Origin of the sequence: Streptomyces atratus (assembly GCF_900119365.1) — a bacterium.
Lineage (GTDB): Bacteria > Actinomycetota > Actinomycetes > Streptomycetales > Streptomycetaceae > Streptomyces > Streptomyces atratus_B.
The window spans coordinates 1838-18150 of sequence record NZ_FPJO01000017.1; the positions used below are offsets into that span (position 1 = coordinate 1838).

Genomic DNA, 16313 nt, shown 5'->3' on the forward strand with positions numbered 1-16313 from the left:
GGTCAAGGCCGAGCCCACGCCGGAGCCGGTGGCCGAGGCAGAGCCCGAGCCCGAAGCCCCCGCCGAGCCGGAGGCACAGGCCGAGCCCGCGCCCGAGCCCACCCCCGAAGCGACCCCGGCCCCGGCCCCGGCCCCGGCGTCCGCATCCACCCCCGCCCCCAAGCCCGCCGTCACCCTCGCCCGGGTCAAGTCGCGTGCACCCGGGCTCGTCGACTCGTACAAGGCCGCCCAGGCCGGGCTCAAGGCCCACGGGCTGACCGGGCTGCGGGCCACCGTGTACCTGGTGCTCGACCGCTCCGGCTCCATGCGGCCGTTCTACAAGGACGGCAGCGCCCAGCACCTGGGCGACCGCACCGTCGCGCTCGCCGCGCACCTGGACGAGAACGCGACCGTCCCCGTCGTCTTCTTCTCGACGGACATCGACGGCACCGGCACGGTCGGCCTCGCCGACCACGAGGGCCGGATCGACGAGCTGAACGCGGGCCTCGGCCGCCTCGGCCGTACGAACTACCAGCGCGCCGTCGAAGAGGTCGTCGCGCACTACGAGAAGTCGGAGGCGACCGGCCCCGCCCTGGTGGTCTTCCAGACGGACGGCCCGCCGGACGCCAAGCAGGCCGCCAAGCAGGCGCTGGCCGACGCGGCGCGACTGCCGCTGTTCTTCCAGTTCGTCGCGTTCGGCGACGAGGACGCCAAGGGCTTCGACTTCCTGCGCAAGCTGGACGCCCCGAACGCCGGGTTCTTCCACGCGGGCCCCGCGCCCCGGGAAGTCGCGGACACCACGTTCTACCGCGAGGTCCTCGCCGCGCTCCCCGCGTGGATCGCGGCCCGCGACACCGCGGCCGACGCCTGATCCACCGGCAGACGTACGGTCACGGCGAGCCCGCCCCCGGGGCCCGGCACCGCCGTGACCGTACCGCCGTGCGCGACGGCGATGGAACGCACGATCGAAAGGCCGAGCCCCGACCCCCGCCCCATCCGGTCCTTGCCCTCACCCCGCCGGAACGGCTCGAACAGCCCGGGGATGTCCGCCGCGTCCACCACGGGCCCGGTGTTGCGCACCTCCAGCAGCGCCCCGCCGCCGGCCGTCACCAGCGCCACGTCCACCGTCCCGTCCGGCACGTTGTACGTGACGGCGTTGGCCAGCAGATTCGCCACCAGCTGCGCGAGCAGCATCCGGTTGCCCCGCACCGTGCAGAAGTGGGTGTCGGCCCGCACGCCCGGGTGCCGGGCCGTCTCCTCCGCCACCACCTGCGCGAAATCCACCATCTCCCGCTCGCCCTCGGCGAGCCCGCGCTCACTGCGGGCCAGGACCAGCAGCCCCTCGATGAGCCGCTCGCTGCGCCGGTTGTTGTCCAGGAGCGTCTGCCGGGTCCGTACGAGATCCTCCGGGGACGGGTCGTCCAGACCGATCTGGATCGCGGCCCGCTGGGTGGCGAGCGGGGTCCGCAGCTCGTGCGAGGCGTTGGCGATGAACCGCCGCTGGCTGTCGAAGGCCTTCTCCAGCCGGGCCAGCAGCGCGTCGAGCGTGTCGCCGAGCTCCTTCAGCTCGTCGTCCGGCCCGCTGGACGCGATCCGCTCGTGCAGATTGTGCTCGGAGAGCCGGCGCGCCTTCGCGGTCATGGCGTGGACGGGGCGCAGCACCCGCCCCGCGGTCCACCAGCCCACGCCGACCGCGCAGGCCGTCATGACGAGCAGCGAGGCCGCGGACCACATGAGCAGCTGGTGCCCGGCCGCGTCGCTGACGTGGTCGGTGAGGTCGTAGACGGTGGGCGGCCCGAGACTGCGCCGGGTGACCAGCGGGCCGTTCACCGCGTAGCCGGGCTGGACGACCGCGGCCGTGCGGGCGATGTCGCGCGCCTGGGAGTCCGTACCGGCGCGGGAGGCGAGGTTGACGGTGGCGAGCAGCGCCGTGCCGAGGATCAGGAACACTCCGCCGTACACGAGCGCGATCCGGGCCCGGATCCTGGAGTGCGGCACCTGCGCGAGGCGCCTCACAGGGCGTACCCCACGCTCTGCACCGTGCGGATCAGCGCCGGTTCGCCGAGCTTCCCGCGGAGCTTGCTCATGCAGACGCGGACGGCGCCGGTGAAGGGATCGGCGTTGGCGTCCCAGGCCCGCTCCAGCAGCTCCTCGGCGCTGACGGTCCCGCCGTCGGCCTCCAGCAGCAACTGGAGCACGGTGAACTCCTTCGGCGAGAGGTCCAGCTCCCGCCCGTCCCGCGAGGCGGTGCGCCGTACGGTGTCGAGCCGGATGCCGTGCCGTTCCAGCTGCGGCGGCACGGGGCGGGCGCTGCGCCGCCGCAGCGCCCGTACCCGCGACACCAGCTCGGGGAACTCGAAGGGTTTGCCCAGGTAGTCGTCGGCGCCGAGGTCGAGACCGGCGACCCGGTCCTCCATGGAGCCGGCGGCGGTGAGCATCAGGATCCTGGTCCGGGAGCCGGAGGCGACGAGGCCGCGCGCCACGTCGTCGCCGTGCACCCTTGGCAGGTCGCGGTCGAGGACGACGACGTCGTAGTCGTGCAGCCCCAGGTAGGCGAGGGCGGCGTCACCGCTGTACACCGTGTCGACGGCGAACCCGGCCCGCCGCAGCCCGGTGGCGACCAGCTCCGCCAGGATCTCCTCGTCCTCGGCGACCAGTACCCGCATCGTGATGTCCCCTGCCTCGTACACGCGTGTCCACTCCCTCCCAGGATGCGTCTTTGTTACGGGAAGGGATGTTTCGCAAAGGTCTCCACAGCCGTGGCCGGGTTTATCGGTGTGAGTTGATCTCCCGCAGGCCGTTAGGATTTCGACCATGGCGGCCACTGGATCCGAGAAGCAAGGGGGCGACGGCGTGAAGAGTTTCTACGTATCGACCCCCATCTACTACGTCAACGACGCTCCTCACCTGGGCCACGCCTACACGACCGTCGCAGGCGACGTGCTCACGCGCTGGCACCGCCAGCGCGGCGAGAAGGTGTGGTACCTCACCGGCACGGACGAGCACGGTCAGAAGATCATGCGCACTGCCGAGGCGAACGACGTCACGCCCCAGCAATGGTGCGACAAGCTCGTCGAGGAGGCATGGAAGCCCCTCTGGGAGCACCTGAACATCGCGAACGACGACTTCATCCGTACGACGGAGAAGCGGCACACCGACCGGGTCCAGGAGTTCGTGCAGGACCTGTACGACAAGGGCGAGATCTACAAGGGCGGCTACGAGGGCCCGTACTGCGTGGGCTGCGAGGAGTACAAACTCCCCGGCGACCTCGTGGAGGGCGAGAACGGCGTCAAGCTGTGCCCGATCCACAAGAAGCCGGTGGAGATCCTCAAGGAGGAGAACTACTTCTTCAAGCTGAGCGCCTACGGCCCGAAGCTGATGGAGTTCTACGCGAACAACCCGGGCTTCATCCAGCCCGAGTCCGCCCGCAACGAGGTCGTGAACTTCGTCAAGCAGGGCCTTCAGGACCTCTCCATCTCCCGCTCGACCTTCGACTGGGGCGTCCCGGTGCCGTGGGACGAGAAGCACGTCATCTACGTGTGGGTCGACGCCCTGCTGAACTACGCCACGGCGGTCGGCTACGGCGCCAACCAGGAGAAGTTCGACGGGACGTTCCCCGCCGATGTGCACCTGGTGGGCAAGGACATCCTCCGCTTCCACGCGGTGATCTGGCCCGCGATGCTGATGGCGCAGGGGCTGCCGCTGCCGGGCCGGGTCGCGGCCAACGGCTGGCTGATGGTCGGCGGCGAGAAGATGTCGAAGTCGAACCTGACGGGCATCAAGCCGCAGGACCTGACCTCGCACTTCGGCGTGGACGCGTACCGCTGGTACTTCCTGCGCGCCATCGCGTTCGGCAGCGACGGCTCGTTCTCCTGGGAGGACTTCTCGGCCCGCTACACCTCCGAGCTCGCCAACGACTACGGCAACCTCGCCTCGCGCGTCGCGGCCATGGTCGGCAAGTACTTCGGCGGGGCGCTCCCGGAGGCCACCGCGTCGGGTGACGCCGAGCAGGCGGTCCAGGAAGGTCTGGCGAAGGCCGTCGCCGCGGCCGACGAGAAGATCGGCGAGGAGCTGGACTTCCAGGCCGGCATCCTGGCGATCTTCGACTTCGTGAAGCAGGTCAACGGCTACATCACGGAGCAGGAGCCCTGGAAGGTCGCCAAGGACACTTCCCCCGAGGGCCAGGCCCGCCTCGCGACGATCCTCTACACGGCCGCCGAGTCGCTGCGCGGTGTCGCGGTCCTGCTGAACGCCGTGATGCCGGAGACCTCGCAGAAGCTGTGGGAGTCCCTGGGCGCCGAGGAGTCCCTGGGCGCCCTGGCCGACCAGCGCGTCCAGGACGCGGGCAGCTGGGGCCGGCTCCCGGCGGGCGCGACGGTGACGAAGGGCGCGGTGCTGTTCCCCCGCCTGGAGGAGAAGTCCGCGTAGGCGGGTCTCACGCACATACGGCGAAGGGCGGGACCGCGTGTCGGTCCCGCCCTTCGCCGTGCTGCTGCATGTGCTCCGACCCGAGTCAGCGGACCCAGTTCTTCAGCGGCTCGGTGTCCAGTTCGATGCCCACCGGGTCGGGCAGTTCGACGGTCTTCCCGTACGGAACTGTCACCACCTGCTCGTATCGCACTCCGTCGGGCTGCGAATGCACCTTGACCTCGCAGGTGTCGCGGTCGATGAGCAGATAGACGGGAATCCCGGTCTCGGCGTACGCGCGCGGCTTCTCGACCCGGTCCCGGCGGTCGGTGTCCTCGTCGTACGAGGTGACCTCGACGACCATCAGGACACCGTCGGAGCTGGCCCATTCGCCTTGACCGACGAAGGCGCCACTGCGAGCGAGCGTCCCATCGGGCCGGGCGTTCCCCTTGCGGTACGTCTCGATGCGCAGCCCCTGTTCGGCGTAGAGCCAGCGGCCGGGATCAGCCTGCATGCACTGCCGGGTGAGCCACTCGATGATCCGCCCGTGATCCCCGTCCGGCACAGCCTTGACCCCCATTTTCCCGTTCACGAATTCCAGACGCAGTGCTTCTTCCGCGCGTATGGCGTGACGGGCAAGGTCCTCGAAGACCTCCTGTGTCAGCACACCCTCGTCAGTCACGGTCATCACTGCCTCCTGGTACGGAAACGGGCTGCCTCCAGCGTACGGGCCCGCCTCCCGGCCCGTATCCCGTTCACCGCTCCAGTGCCTCCGCGTCGCCCATCACCACGACCGGGTTCTTCGCCGGGTCGAGGGTGCTCAGGAGTTCCCGCATCCGGTCCAGGGGGAGCGAGATGCAGCCCTGGGTGGGGCCGCCGTGGTCGACGTGGATCCAGATGCCGCCGCCGCGTTCCTGGCCGAGCGGGCGTTCGTGGTCGAGGGGGGTGACGCCGGGGGTCCGGTTGTAGTCGACGGCGACGACGTAGTCGAAGGACCCTTCGAGCGGTTCCCCGTCGAAGCCCTCGCCGCTCACCACGAACGCCGGGTTCCGGTCATAGGGGAACGCCGTTTCGGGAGGGTCGAACAGGCCGCCCGCGTACGTCAGCCCGTAGACCCCGACCGGGGAGCGGAGGTCGCCCTCCCAGTGCTCGTCGGTCCAGCCGTTCAGCGCGTTGTGGGCCGGCCAGCGGGTCGTGACGGGCAGCCAGCCCAGGGCCGGGTTGTCGCGGGCGTAGAGGACCGCGGTGGACAGGCTGGAGTCGTAGCCGTCGCCGGTGACGACGAAGACCTGTTTGGAGGACGCCGGGATCTCGGCCCGGGTCTTCGGTCCGAGCGCGGGGATCTCGCGCGGCCGGACGACCGGCGCGTGCGGCGCCCGGGCGGCCCGTCTCCGTGCCCGTTCGGCGGGCGGGCCCGCGACACCGGCGGTGGCCGTGGCGCCCGCCCGGACGGCGGGGTCCTTGGGGGCGGCGGTCCCGGAGGTGTTGCCGCAGGCGGTGAGCAGCAGCAGCACGGCGGCACAGGCACCGACAGAGACGGCGTACGGGGGACGCCGGAGGGCCGACGGACGGGAAACGGACACAGGAACTCCTCAGCGCTGGTGGGGTGACGGCAGCACAGGCGAGCTCCCCGTCACGCCTCCTGCCGCCGACCCCAGTTAACGCCGCGTCGCGCGAACGTGAATCCGTACCAGGGCCATACGGCTGTACCGGCCGCCGGACACGTGCGCCGGAACGGCCCGGAACCGTTCCTTGCGTGTAGGTTCCGGGCCCTTCACCTCCGCGGGGGGTGGGCGAAGGTCTGAGTACGGGTCAGGAATAGGTGCGGGTGCCGGTGCCAAAACCGGTGACCGCTCACCCGTCGAGGAACTCCGCGCACCGGTACGGGCCCAGCGCGGAGCCCTCGGACGGTCGCAGGGTGACCTCCACGTCGTCGGTCCTGACCTTCGGTTCGAGTACGGACTGGGCACGCGCCAGCGTGCACACCAGCTGACCGGTGGCCTGGTCGCGTCCCGACTCCCCGTAGAGGCCCTCCAGCCGCACCGTGACCCGGGTGCCCGAGCCCGTCGCCGAGTAACCGCCGAGATGGACGAGGGAGGTGAGCCCGCCCTGCTCGGCGGGCGGCGTCCTCTCGCCGAGCAGCTTCAGCACGCCGTTGAGGTCGTCGACCTCCTGGTCGATCAGCGGCACCGCGCGCAGCCCGGCGGCCGACGCGTAGTACAGCCGCATGCCGCGCGTCAGCCCGGACGCGGGCTCGCCCGCGCCTATCACCCCGGTCGGCTGGACCCCGCAGCCCACGAGAGCGGCCCCCAGTACGGCGACCGCCATGCCCTGTCGGACCTTCACTCCGTGTCCTCTCCCGTACGTCGCAGGGGCAGCCGCAGGGTGAACACCGCGCCGTGCCCCGGTCCGTCCGCCGCGTCGGCCGCGTCGATCGTGCCGCCGTGCAGGCGGGCGTTCTCCAGCGCGATCGCCATGCCCAGGCCGCTGCCCTGTCCGCTGTCGTCGGCCGCGCCGCGCGTGCGGGCCGTGTCCGCCTTGTAGAACCGGTCGAAGACCCGTTCCCCCGCCTCCGGCGGCAGCCCCGGGCCGTGGTCGGCGACGGACAGCACCACCCGCTCGCCGTCCGCCTCGGGGGCCGTCGTGAGGGTCACGGTGACCGGCGGGGCGCCGTGCCGCAGCGCGTTGCCCACCAGGTTCGCGACGATCACGTCGATCCGGCGCCGGTCGACCACCGCCCGTACGCCCTCGTCGAGCTCCGTCCGTACCCGGTCCGTCCAGCCGCGCAGCGCCAGGGACGCCCGTACGGTGTCGGCGAGGTCGGTCTCCGCCGCGTTCAGCCGGGCCGCCTTGGCGTCGAAGCGGGAGATCTCCATCAGGTCCTCGACCAGCCGGGACAGCCGGGCCGTCTCCGCGCCGACGGTACGGGCCGCCCGCGCCGCGTCCGGCGGCAGCTGGTCGGCGTCCTCCTCCAGCACCGTCGCCACCATCGTCATCGCGGCGAGGGGCGTGCGCAGTTCGTGCGACACGTCCGCCACGAAGCGGCGCGCCTTCGCCTCCTGCTCGCGCAGATCCGCGTCGGACTCCTGGAGCGCGTCGGCGGTCTCGTTGAACGTTCGTGCCAGGTCGGCGAGTTCGTCGTGCCCGGTGACGGCGACCCGGCTGCCGAGGTCCCCGGCCGCCAGCTCGCGGGTGGCCCGGCCCAGCTTCCGTACCGGACGCAGGACCGTCCCCGCGGCCAGCAGCGCGAGGACGGCGGCCAGCAGCACCACCGGCACGATGCCCGTCCGTACGGAGTCCAGCAGGGCGGCCGTGTCGTCGCGCTCGGCCCGCAGATCGGAGATCGCGTAGACCTCCAGCCCGGAGGTGCTGCGGTCCCCGTCGGCGTACGTCACGGGCATGCCGACGACCAGATAGGGCTCGCCCCGCCACCGCACCCGCTGGAACTCGGCGTCGCCGCCGGTCGTGACGGCGGTGCGCAGCTCGACGGTGATCCGGGACGTGGTGTCGGCGAGCGAGTCGGAGACGGCGGACAGGTCCTGGTAGCGGGCGACCACGATGTTCCCGCCGATGCCCTCGGACACCTTCGCCGCGAACCGGGACAGCGACCGCTGGTCGGGCGGTACGTCGAAGTCGGCGGCCACCGCGCCGACCCGCTCCCGGAGGTCGTTCACGGCCGCGTTCTGGGTGCGCTGGAGGACGGCGGTGCGGGCGTCCCGGTAGGCGAGGGCGGTCGCGGTCACCGCGCTGATCAGGGCGACGACGACGAAGGTGACGACGAGCCGGGTGCGCAGCCCGCCGACGAGGTGCCGCGCGCGTCTCTTCGGGGCGGCGGGGCGCCCGGCGCGATCCGTACGGCTCACAGCGGCCCGAAGCGGTAGCCGAAGCCCCGCACCGTCTGGACGTAGCGGGGCTTGGACGGTATGTCCTCCAGCTTGGCGCGCAGCCGGCCGACCGCCGCGTCCACCAGCCGGGAGTCGCCCAGGAAGGTGTGGTCCCAGACGGATTCGAGGAGCTGTTCGCGGCTGAAGACCCGGCAGGGGGAGGCCGAGAGCTCCAGCAGCAGCCGCAGCTCGGTGGGCGGCAGCGGAACGGGGGTGCCGTGCTTGGTGACGGTCAGTCCGGCGCGGTCGATCACCAGCCCGGCGAGGTCGGCGCCGGGCCCCTGCACCTGTCCGGACGGTTCCGCGCGCCGCAGCGCGGCCCGGATGCGGGCCTCCAGGACGGGGGCGGTGACCGGCTTGACGACGTAGTCGTCGGCGCCCGCTTCCAGGCCCGTCACGATGTCCTGGTCGTCGCCGCGCGCGGTCAGCATGATGACCGGCAGGGTCGCCGAGCGGGCGCGGATGCGGCGGCACACCTCGAAGCCGTCCATGCCGGGCAGCATCAGGTCCAGCACGGCCAGTTCGACCCGGGCACCCCGCTCCCCGGCCAGCAGGGCGAGGGCCTGCTCGCCGGTGGCGGCGGTGTCCACGCCGTACCCGTGCCGGCGCAGCACGAGCTCCATCCCGTCCCGTACGGACGCGTCGTCCTCGATGAGCAACACATGCGGCATAGGGCCGATTATGGGCACGTCCGGACCGTTCCCGTCCGCCGTGCACGGGGCGGATGTGCAGGCGGGGGGCATTGTTACGTTCCCATCATGTGGCCATGGACGGGCCATCATCTGTGGCGGCGAGCGTGCGGCGCATGACCTTCCTCAGGACGAAACACCGCACGAACCGCCGCAGCACCGCCGCGCTGCGCATGGCCGCCCTCGTGGCCCTGCCCGTACTCGCTCTCTCCGTCGCCTGCGGCGGCGGGGACGACGGCGCGGGCGGCACGAAGAAGGACGACGCGATCGCCGACGTACCGCGGACGCCGACGGCCGGCGACACGAAGGACGCGGACGGGCCGAGCACCCCGCCCGCGGGCAAGAGCGCCTTCTACGACGCCCAGATGAAGTACGTCCAGTGCATGCGCGTCAAGGGCGGCTACAAGGACTTCCCCGACCCCACGCTCAGCGGCTACCTCGACTGGGACAAGGTCAACGAGATCGGCTCCCAGCCAGGCCGCAACGAGGGCATCAAGGGCGGCAGGAACGGTGCCTGTGTGGCCGAGCTGCAGGCCGCCATGGCGGCCGAGCCCGAGCGCGACGAGCAGAAGGCCTACGAGTCGATGCTCGCGCACGCCAAGTGCATGCGGGACAACGGCGTCTCCCGGTTCACCAACCCGACCATGAGCGGCGGCAACGCCCAGCCGGGCGGCGACCCGAACCCGGCGTCCCCGGTCATCGACTCGAACTCGCCGACGTACAAGAAGGCCCGCGAGGCGTGCAGGCCGAAGCTGCTCGACGGTCTGGACGGCATGCAGTGAAGCACCGCACCGCACTCCTCGCGCTCGGCGCGGTGACCGCCGCCGCCGCCGTCGCCGGGGGTGTCCTGTTCCTCGGCAACGGCGGCGACGCGGGCGCCTCCGGGAAGGGCGGCGCACTGCCGCCCGCCACCGCGGCCGTCGTACGCACCGACCTCGTGCAGTCCAGGACGGTCGACGGCAGGCTCGACTTCGCGCAGCGCCGCGCGGTCAAGTCCGCCGTCGAGGGCACCGTCACGGTCGCCGCCCCCGAAGGGAAGACGCTGACCATGGGACAGGCGCTGTACGAGCTGAACGACAAGCCCGTCACCCTCCTCTACGGGCCGGTCCCGATGTTCCGCGAGATGAAGCCCGGCGACCGGGGCAGCGACGTGCTCCAGCTGGAGCGCAATCTGCGTGACCTGGGGTACGGATCGCGGCTCTACGTCGACGTCCGGTACGACGAGGACACCGCGGCCGCCGTCGAGCAGTGGCAGAAGTCCCTCAACCGCGAGCCCACCGGCAGGGTCGGCAAGGGCGACGTCGTCTTCCAGCCCGGTCCGGTCAAGGTGGTCTCCGCCGACGCGGCGCTCGCCGACCAGGTCGGCCCGGACGGGCCGGTCCTGACGGTCGCCTCCACCAAACCCGTCGTACGGGCGCAGCTCGACCAGACCGACGGCGCGCTCACCTCACGGGGCACCAAGGTCGAGGTCACCCTGCCGAGCGGGAAGACCGTGGCCGGCCACGTCGCCGGGACGGTGCGCCCCGAGGCGTCCGCGGCCGGGGGCGAGGCGGCAGCCGAGGACGGCATCACCGTCGAGGTCGTCCTGGACGGCGGGGCGGGCGCCGCGTCCGGCGAGGACACCAGGGCATCGGCGAGCGTGAAGTTCGTCAGCGAGGCGCACAAGGGGGTCCTCGCGGTCCCCGTCGAGGCGGTCGTCGCGCTGCGCGGCGAGGACGGCGGCTACGGCCTCCAGGTCGTCGAGGGCGCCACGTCGAGGATGGTGCGGGTGGAGACGGGCATGACCGCCGACGGGCAGATCGAGGTCTCCGGACCGGATGTGCGCGAGGGCCTGAAGGTCGGAGTGGCGAAGCCATGACCACGGCCCCGGTCATCGAACTGCGGGACGCCGGCAAGTCGTACCCCGGCGGCGTCCACGCCCTGCGCTCAGTGAGCCTCACCGTCGAGGAGGGCGAACTCCTCGCCGTCGTCGGCCCGTCCGGCTCCGGCAAGTCCACGATGCTCAACATCATGGGCACCCTCGACAAGCCCACCACCGGCACCGTCCGGGTCGCCGGGTACGACGTGTCCGAGCTCTCCGACTCCCGGCTCTCCGCACTGCGCGCCCGCCACATCGGCTTCGTCTTCCAGCACTTCCACCTGGCGGCGGGACGCGACGCGGTGGACAACGTCGCCGACGGGCTGCTGTACGCGGGCGTCCCGCCGAAGGAACGGCGTGCCCGTGCGCGGGAGGCGCTCGCCAGGGTGCGGCTGGACCACCGCGGCTCGCACACGCCGAACGAGCTGTCCGGCGGCGAGAAGCAGCGCGTGGCCATCGCCCGCGCCCTGGTGGGGAAGCCCCGGCTGCTGCTGGCCGACGAGCCGACCGGGGCGCTGGACACCGCGTCCGGCGGGATCGTCATGGAGCTGCTGCACGAGCTGAACGCGTCCGGCACCACCGTCTGCGTGATCACCCACGACAACGAGATCGCGGACTCGCTGCCGCGCCGGGTCCGCTTCAGGGACGGCGAGATCGTCTCGGACATACGGTCCGGCGCGCTCCTCGACCCACGTACGCAGAAGGCCGGTTCATGAAGAACGATCTCAGGCCCGCCCGCCTCTCCCCCCGCGACATCCTGCGCGTCGGCGCGGTCGGGCTGCGCGCGCGGCGCGCGCGTGTGGTGCTCTCGGCGCTCGGCATCGCCATCGGCATCGCGACCATGGTCGCGGTCGTCGGGCTGTCCGAGTCGAGCCGCGCGGACCTGATGGCCCGTCTCGACCGCCTCGGCACCAACCTGCTCACCGCCGAGGCGGGCAAGGACGCCATGGGGCAGGAGATCAAGCTGCCCAGGAACGCGGTCGCGATGGTCGAGCGCATCGGCCCGGTACAGCACGCCACGGCCAGCGCCGACATCGACGCCCGCATCCGCCGCAGCGACGTGGTGCCCGAGGAGCGCACCGCGGGCGTCACCGCCCAGGCGGTCCGCGCCGACCTGCTCTCCGCGCTCGGCGGCGAGGTCGACAGGGGCACCTGGCTGACCCCGGCCGGCGAACGCCTCCCGACGACGGTGCTCGGCGCGGTGGCCGCGCAGCGCCTCGGCGTCACCCGCACCGGCGAGACGATCATGATGAACGACACCCGCGTGGCCGTCGTCGGCATCCTCCAACCGCTCGAACTGGTCCCCAACCTGGACCGGGTGGCCATGGTCGGGTTCCCCGCCGCCGAGCGCTACTTCGGCTTCGACGGCCACCCCACCACCGTCTTCGAGCGCTCCACGGACGCCTCGGTGGCGGACGTACGGGCGATCCTGGCACGCACCATCAGCCCCGGCGACGAGATGGGCATCAAGGTCTCCCGGCCCTCGGACGCGCTGGCCGCCAAGGCCGCCACCGACGAGGGCCTGACGACCCTGATGCTCGGCCTGGGCGCGGTGGCCCTCCTGGTCGGCGGTGTGGGCGTCGCCAACACCATGGTCATCTCCGTCCTGGAGCGCCGCCAGGAGATCGGCCTGCGCCGCTCGCTGGGCGCGACGCGGGGTGCGATCCGGCTCCAGTTCCTGACCGAGTCGCTGCTGCTGTCGGCGCTGGGCGGGGCGACGGGCGCGCTGCTGGGCGCGGCGACGACGTACGGATTCGCGTCGTTCCAGGGGTGGACGGCGGTGGTCCCGCCCTGGTCCCTGGCGGGCGGGCTGGCCGCCACGCTCCTGATCGGCGTGGTCGCGGGCCTCTACCCGGCGATCCGTGCCTCCCGTCTCCATCCGACGGTGGCCCTGAACGCGACGTGAGAGGGCCCGCCGCAAACGTGAAACATCCCCCGGCCGACCCCGGCCGGGGGATGTTTCACGTGGAACCGAAGCGGACCCGGTGACGCTTGGAGCGCCCGGAAGCAGGCAGCACGGCCCCGCGACGCCGCGAGGCCTGCTGCCGGACGCTCTTACTTCGCGCCGGTGTCCCTCGCCACGGAATCCTTGGCGTCCGCCTTTTCCTTCACCGACGCGGCCGGCTTGCGGAGCTGGATGTTCAGCTCGCGCAGCCGGGTCTCGTCCAGCTCCGTCGGGGCGCCCATCATCAGGTCCTGGGCGTTGCCGTTGAGCGGGAAGGCGATCGTCTCGCGGATGTTGGGCTCGTCGGCCAGCAGCATCACGATGCGGTCGACGCCCGGGGCGATGCCGCCGTGCGGCGGGGCGCCGAGACGGAAGGCGCGGAGCATGCCCGCGAACTCGTGCTCGACGGTCTCGCGGTCGTAACCGGCGATCTCGAAGGCCTTGAGCATCACGTCGGGCTCGTGGTTGCGGATGGCGCCGGAGGACAGCTCGATGCCGTTGCAGACGATGTCGTACTGCCAGGCGAGGATGTCCAGCGGGTCCTTCTCCTCCAGGTCCTTCATGCCGCCCTGGGGCATCGAGAAGGGGTTGTGGGAGAAGTCGATCCTGCCGGTGTCCTCGTCCTTCTCGTACATCGGGAAGTCGACGACCCAGCAGAACCGGAAGACGCCCTCCTCGAAGTGGCCGGCGCGCTTGGCGGCCTCGACGCGGACGGCGGACATGATCTTGGAGACCTCGTCGAACTCGCCCGCGCCGAAGAAGACGGCGTGGCCGGGGACGAGGGAGAGACGCTCGGTGAGGGTCTTGACATCGGTCTCGGTGAGGAACTTGGCGATCGGACCCGCCAGGGTGCCGTCCTCGCCGACGCGGACCCAGGCCAGACCCTTGGCGCCGTGCTGGACGGCGTAGTCGCCGAGGCCGTCGAAGAACTTCCGGGACTGACCGGCGGTGTCCGGGACCGGGAGGGCGCGGACGTGCTTGCCGGCGAACGCCTTGAACTCCGAGTCGGCGAAGACGTCGGAGATGTCGACCAGTTCCAGCTTGGCGCGCAGGTCGGGCTTGTCGTTGCCGTACTTCAGCATCGACTCGCGGAACGGGATGCGCGGGAACGGCGAGGTGACGTGGCGGCCGTTGCCGAACTTCTCGAAGAGATCGGTCATCAGCTTCTCGATCGGCCGGAAGACGTCCTCCTGCTCGACGAACGACATCTCGACGTCGAGCTGGTAGAACTCGCCGGGCGAACGGTCCGCGCGGGCGTCCTCGTCGCGGAAGCACGGCGCGATCTGGAAGTAGCGGTCGAAGCCGGAGATCATCAGCAGCTGCTTGAACTGCTGCGGGGCCTGTGGCAGGGCGTAGAACTTGCCCGGGTTCAGACGGGACGGGACGACGAAGTCACGGGCGCCCTCGGGGGAGGTCGCGGTGAGGATCGGGGTCGCCATCTCGTTGAAGCCGAGGGCCACCATCTCGGCGCGGATCGCGGCGATGACCGCCGAGCGCAGCATGATGTTGCGGTGCATGCGCTCGCGGCGCAGGTCGAGGAAGCGGTACTCCAGGCGCCGCTCCTCGTTGACCCCGTCCTCGGCGTTGATCGTGAAGGGCAGCGGAGCGGCCTCGCCCAGCACCTCGACCTCGGTGACCTCGATCTCGATCTCGCCGGTCGGGAGCTCCGGGTTCACGTTGTCGGCGCCGCGCGCGGAGACCTTGCCGTCGATCCGTACGACGGTCTCCTTGGTGAGCCTCGACAGCGCCTCGTTGCCGGGGGTACCCGGGCGGGCGACGAGCTGCACCAGACCGTAGTGGTCGCGCAGATCGATGAAGAGGATGCCGCCCAGGTCTCGGCGATTGTGCAGCCAGCCGCTCAGTCGGACGTCGGTGCCGACGTCAGAGGCGCGGAGCTCGCCGCAGGTGTGGGACCTGTACCGATGCATCGTCGTTCATCCAGTCTTCGCGGTTCGGGGTGGATTCAGCCTCCCCAGGCTACCGCCCGCACCCGCACCGAATCATTGACATTGACATTTCAAGATCATCCGGGGGCCGAAGAGGCCACCCCTCGGTGGCGTCCACGGAGCAGAACTTCTTGGACCGACCGGCAATTGGGGGGTGGGTGAAGGAGCGGGGCTGGGTGCGTGCAGCTGCAAGGCGGAGGATTGAGGCAACGCAATGGGGTCTCCCCTGCTCGAGCGAAGCCGAGAGCTTGGGGAAGTTGTTGATTGACGACAACGCGGCAGATGTGCGCACCCAGCCCCGCGACGCCGCCCCCCTATTGCCGGTCGGTCTTAAAGTGGGGCAATGCGCACCGAGGACGTCCTGGCCGCGACCGCGACCGGTCTGTGGCGCTGGGACAACGCAGCCGGGACCGTCACGCTCGATGCGGAGGCGGCCCGGCTGCTGGAGCTGCCCGCCGCGGCCGGTGTGTTCCGCGAGTCCGCGGTGCGTTCCCGTTTCCACCCCGTCGACTGGAACGAGATCTACGGGGTGGTGAATCTCGCACGCGCCGAGGGCACCCTCGCCGAGGCCCGGCTGCGGATCGTGGACGGGAGCGGCCGGGTGCTGCGCATCGTGCGCAGCCGCTCCAAGCCACTGCCGGCCGAGCCGACGGGCGGCGCGAACTGCATACTGGTCGGCACGCTCCAGGAGGTCGCCGAGCCGCAGCCCGGCACCACCGGGGCGCACACCCCCATCACCGGGGACTGGCGCCGCTCCCGCGAGGCCTTCCTGCTGGACGCGGGCCGGTCACCCCGACCCCGTGGTGACCACCGCCGACGGGACCGCGGTGATCCGCCAGACCGAGGGCGGACTGCCGCTCGGCGTCGAGGAGGACGCCGACTATCCGACGAGCCGGCTCACCCTGGAACCCGGCGAAACGATCATGCTCTGCACGGACGGGCTGATCGAGACCGGCGGCCACGACATGCTCTCCGGCTGGGACCGGCTGCGGCCCGTCCTGGAGCAGCACACCACCGACCTGGAGAAGCTCGCCGACGCCCTTGTCCAGGCCGTGCACGGACCGACGTCGCACTACACGACGGGGCCGCTGGCGGACCGCCGGGAGGACGACATCGCGCTGCTCCTGCTCCGGAGCGACGGAGGGATCGGGCGCCGGCCGGCGCCGCGGCGCATCGCGCTGACCATCGCGCAGGCCGAGCCGGAGCGGATCGCGGCGGCCCGGCAGCAGCTGCGGGACCTGCTGCACGACTGGGCGGATCCGGAGCAGGTCGACGCGGCGGTGCTGATGATCTCCGAGATGGCCACCAATGTCCTCGTCCACACGGACGGGGACGCGCTGATGCTCGCGCAGGCGACGGGGGAGCAGGGCGAGCGGCTGCTGCGCGTGGAGGTGTCGGACGGCAGCGACGAGCTGCCGCACAAGCGGCGCCCCGGGGAGATGGCCTCCAGCGGCCGGGGCCTGGTGCTGATGGAGATGCTCGCCGACGCGTGGGGGGTGGATCCGCGGGGCGCGGGAAAGTCGATCTGGTTCGAGCTGAACGAGTCGGGGCCGGGGACCGGGGCGGAGGCCGGAACGGAAGGCGTCCCCGTGGGCTGAGCCGGGC

14 protein-coding genes and 1 pseudogene are annotated in these 16313 nt (G+C 71.6%); 7 read left to right on the forward strand and 8 right to left on the reverse strand.

Going from position 1 to position 16313, the window contains the following annotated elements:
* Positions 1–850 (forward strand): VWA domain-containing protein (locus tag BT364_RS24975; protein ID WP_143166547.1); only part of this gene is annotated, 850 nt, incomplete at its 5' end.
* On the opposite strand, the gene BT364_RS24980 is transcribed toward BT364_RS24975, so the two are convergent.
* Positions 784–1995, reverse strand: coding sequence for a sensor histidine kinase (locus BT364_RS24980; RefSeq protein ID WP_072487488.1), 1212 nt, complete (start codon positions 1993–1995; stop codon positions 784–786). The two genes, BT364_RS24975 and BT364_RS24980, sit on opposite strands and share 67 nt — an antisense overlap.
* Positions 1992–2645 (reverse strand): response regulator transcription factor, encoded by a 654-nt coding sequence (locus BT364_RS24985; RefSeq protein ID WP_072487617.1) that lies wholly within the window; start codon positions 2643–2645, stop codon positions 1992–1994. Before BT364_RS24985 ends, BT364_RS24980 begins: the two co-directional genes overlap by 4 nt.
* Positions 2646–2793: 148 nt before the next feature.
* Here BT364_RS24985 and metG point away from each other — a divergent pair, with 148 nt between their 5' ends.
* Positions 2794–4407 (forward strand): methionine--tRNA ligase, encoded by a 1614-nt coding sequence (gene metG / locus BT364_RS24990; RefSeq protein ID WP_072487489.1) that lies wholly within the window; start codon positions 2794–2796, stop codon positions 4405–4407.
* 85 nt (positions 4408–4492) lie between these two features.
* On the opposite strand, the gene BT364_RS24995 is transcribed toward metG, so the two are convergent.
* From BT364_RS24995 to BT364_RS25015, 5 genes are all read right to left on the reverse strand, one after another.
* Positions 4493–5074, reverse strand: coding sequence for a Uma2 family endonuclease (locus BT364_RS24995; protein WP_072487490.1), 582 nt, complete (start codon positions 5072–5074; stop codon positions 4493–4495).
* Between the two features lie 67 nt (positions 5075–5141).
* Positions 5142–5969 (reverse strand): L,D-transpeptidase family protein, encoded by an 828-nt coding sequence (locus tag BT364_RS25000; RefSeq protein ID WP_072487491.1) that lies wholly within the window; start codon positions 5967–5969, stop codon positions 5142–5144.
* 271 nt (positions 5970–6240) lie between these two features.
* Positions 6241–6732: a hypothetical protein gene (locus BT364_RS25005; RefSeq protein ID WP_072487492.1), complete on the reverse strand. Its 492-nt coding sequence runs from the start codon at positions 6730–6732 to the stop codon at positions 6241–6243.
* On the reverse strand, positions 6729–8249 hold the full coding sequence (locus tag BT364_RS25010; RefSeq protein WP_079179620.1) for a sensor histidine kinase: 1521 nt from the start codon (positions 8247–8249) through the stop codon (positions 6729–6731). The genes BT364_RS25005 and BT364_RS25010 overlap by 4 nt, the downstream gene beginning before the upstream one ends.
* Positions 8246–8941 (reverse strand): response regulator transcription factor, encoded by a 696-nt coding sequence (locus tag BT364_RS25015; RefSeq protein WP_072487493.1) that lies wholly within the window; start codon positions 8939–8941, stop codon positions 8246–8248. Before BT364_RS25015 ends, BT364_RS25010 begins: the two co-directional genes overlap by 4 nt.
* Before the next feature lie 134 nt (positions 8942–9075).
* Here BT364_RS25015 and BT364_RS25020 point away from each other — a divergent pair, with 134 nt between their 5' ends.
* Genes BT364_RS25020 through BT364_RS25035 form a run of 4 tightly spaced genes read left to right on the forward strand, consistent with a single transcriptional unit; the run spans position 9076 to position 12723 of the window.
* Positions 9076–9741, forward strand: a complete 666-nt coding sequence (locus BT364_RS25020) for a hypothetical protein (RefSeq protein WP_072487494.1) — start codon at positions 9076–9078, stop codon at positions 9739–9741.
* Positions 9738–10817 (forward strand): peptidoglycan-binding protein, encoded by a 1080-nt coding sequence (locus BT364_RS25025; protein WP_072487495.1) that lies wholly within the window; start codon positions 9738–9740, stop codon positions 10815–10817. The genes BT364_RS25020 and BT364_RS25025 overlap by 4 nt, the downstream gene beginning before the upstream one ends.
* Complete coding sequence (locus BT364_RS25030) at positions 10814–11533, forward strand: ABC transporter ATP-binding protein (protein ID WP_072487496.1); 720 nt, start codon at positions 10814–10816, stop codon at positions 11531–11533. Before BT364_RS25025 ends, BT364_RS25030 begins: the two co-directional genes overlap by 4 nt.
* On the forward strand, positions 11530–12723 hold the full coding sequence (locus BT364_RS25035) for an ABC transporter permease (RefSeq protein WP_072487497.1): 1194 nt from the start codon (positions 11530–11532) through the stop codon (positions 12721–12723). Before BT364_RS25030 ends, BT364_RS25035 begins: the two co-directional genes overlap by 4 nt.
* A 149-nt stretch (positions 12724–12872) precedes the next feature.
* Here BT364_RS25035 and aspS read toward each other — a convergent pair whose 3' ends face one another.
* Positions 12873–14690: an aspartate--tRNA ligase gene (aspS, locus tag BT364_RS25040; RefSeq protein ID WP_072487498.1), complete on the reverse strand. Its 1818-nt coding sequence runs from the start codon at positions 14688–14690 to the stop codon at positions 12873–12875.
* Positions 14691–15051: 361 nt separating this feature from the next.
* On the opposite strand from aspS, the pseudogene BT364_RS25045 reads away from it, so the two are divergent.
* Positions 15052–16306: pseudogene (locus BT364_RS25045) on the forward strand (SpoIIE family protein phosphatase).
* The last annotated feature ends 7 nt before the right edge of the window (positions 16307–16313 follow it).

Coding starts and splice junctions, on each gene's coding strand:
- BT364_RS24985 (WP_072487617.1), bottom strand. CDS start 2,645: ATGCGGGTACTGGTCGCCGAGGACGAGGAGATCCTGGCGGAGCTGGTC.
- BT364_RS25020 (WP_072487494.1), top strand. CDS start 9,076: ATGACCTTCCTCAGGACGAAACACCGCACGAACCGCCGCAGCACCGCC.
- BT364_RS25030 (WP_072487496.1), top strand. CDS start 10,814: ATGACCACGGCCCCGGTCATCGAACTGCGGGACGCCGGCAAGTCGTAC.
- metG (WP_072487489.1), top strand. CDS start 2,794: ATGGCGGCCACTGGATCCGAGAAGCAAGGGGGCGACGGCGTGAAGAGT.
- BT364_RS24995 (WP_072487490.1), bottom strand. CDS start 5,074: ATGACCGTGACTGACGAGGGTGTGCTGACACAGGAGGTCTTCGAGGAC.
- BT364_RS25015 (WP_072487493.1), bottom strand. CDS start 8,941: ATGCCGCATGTGTTGCTCATCGAGGACGACGCGTCCGTACGGGACGGG.
- BT364_RS25035 (WP_072487497.1), top strand. CDS start 11,530: ATGAAGAACGATCTCAGGCCCGCCCGCCTCTCCCCCCGCGACATCCTG.
- aspS (WP_072487498.1), bottom strand. CDS start 14,690: ATGCATCGGTACAGGTCCCACACCTGCGGCGAGCTCCGCGCCTCTGAC.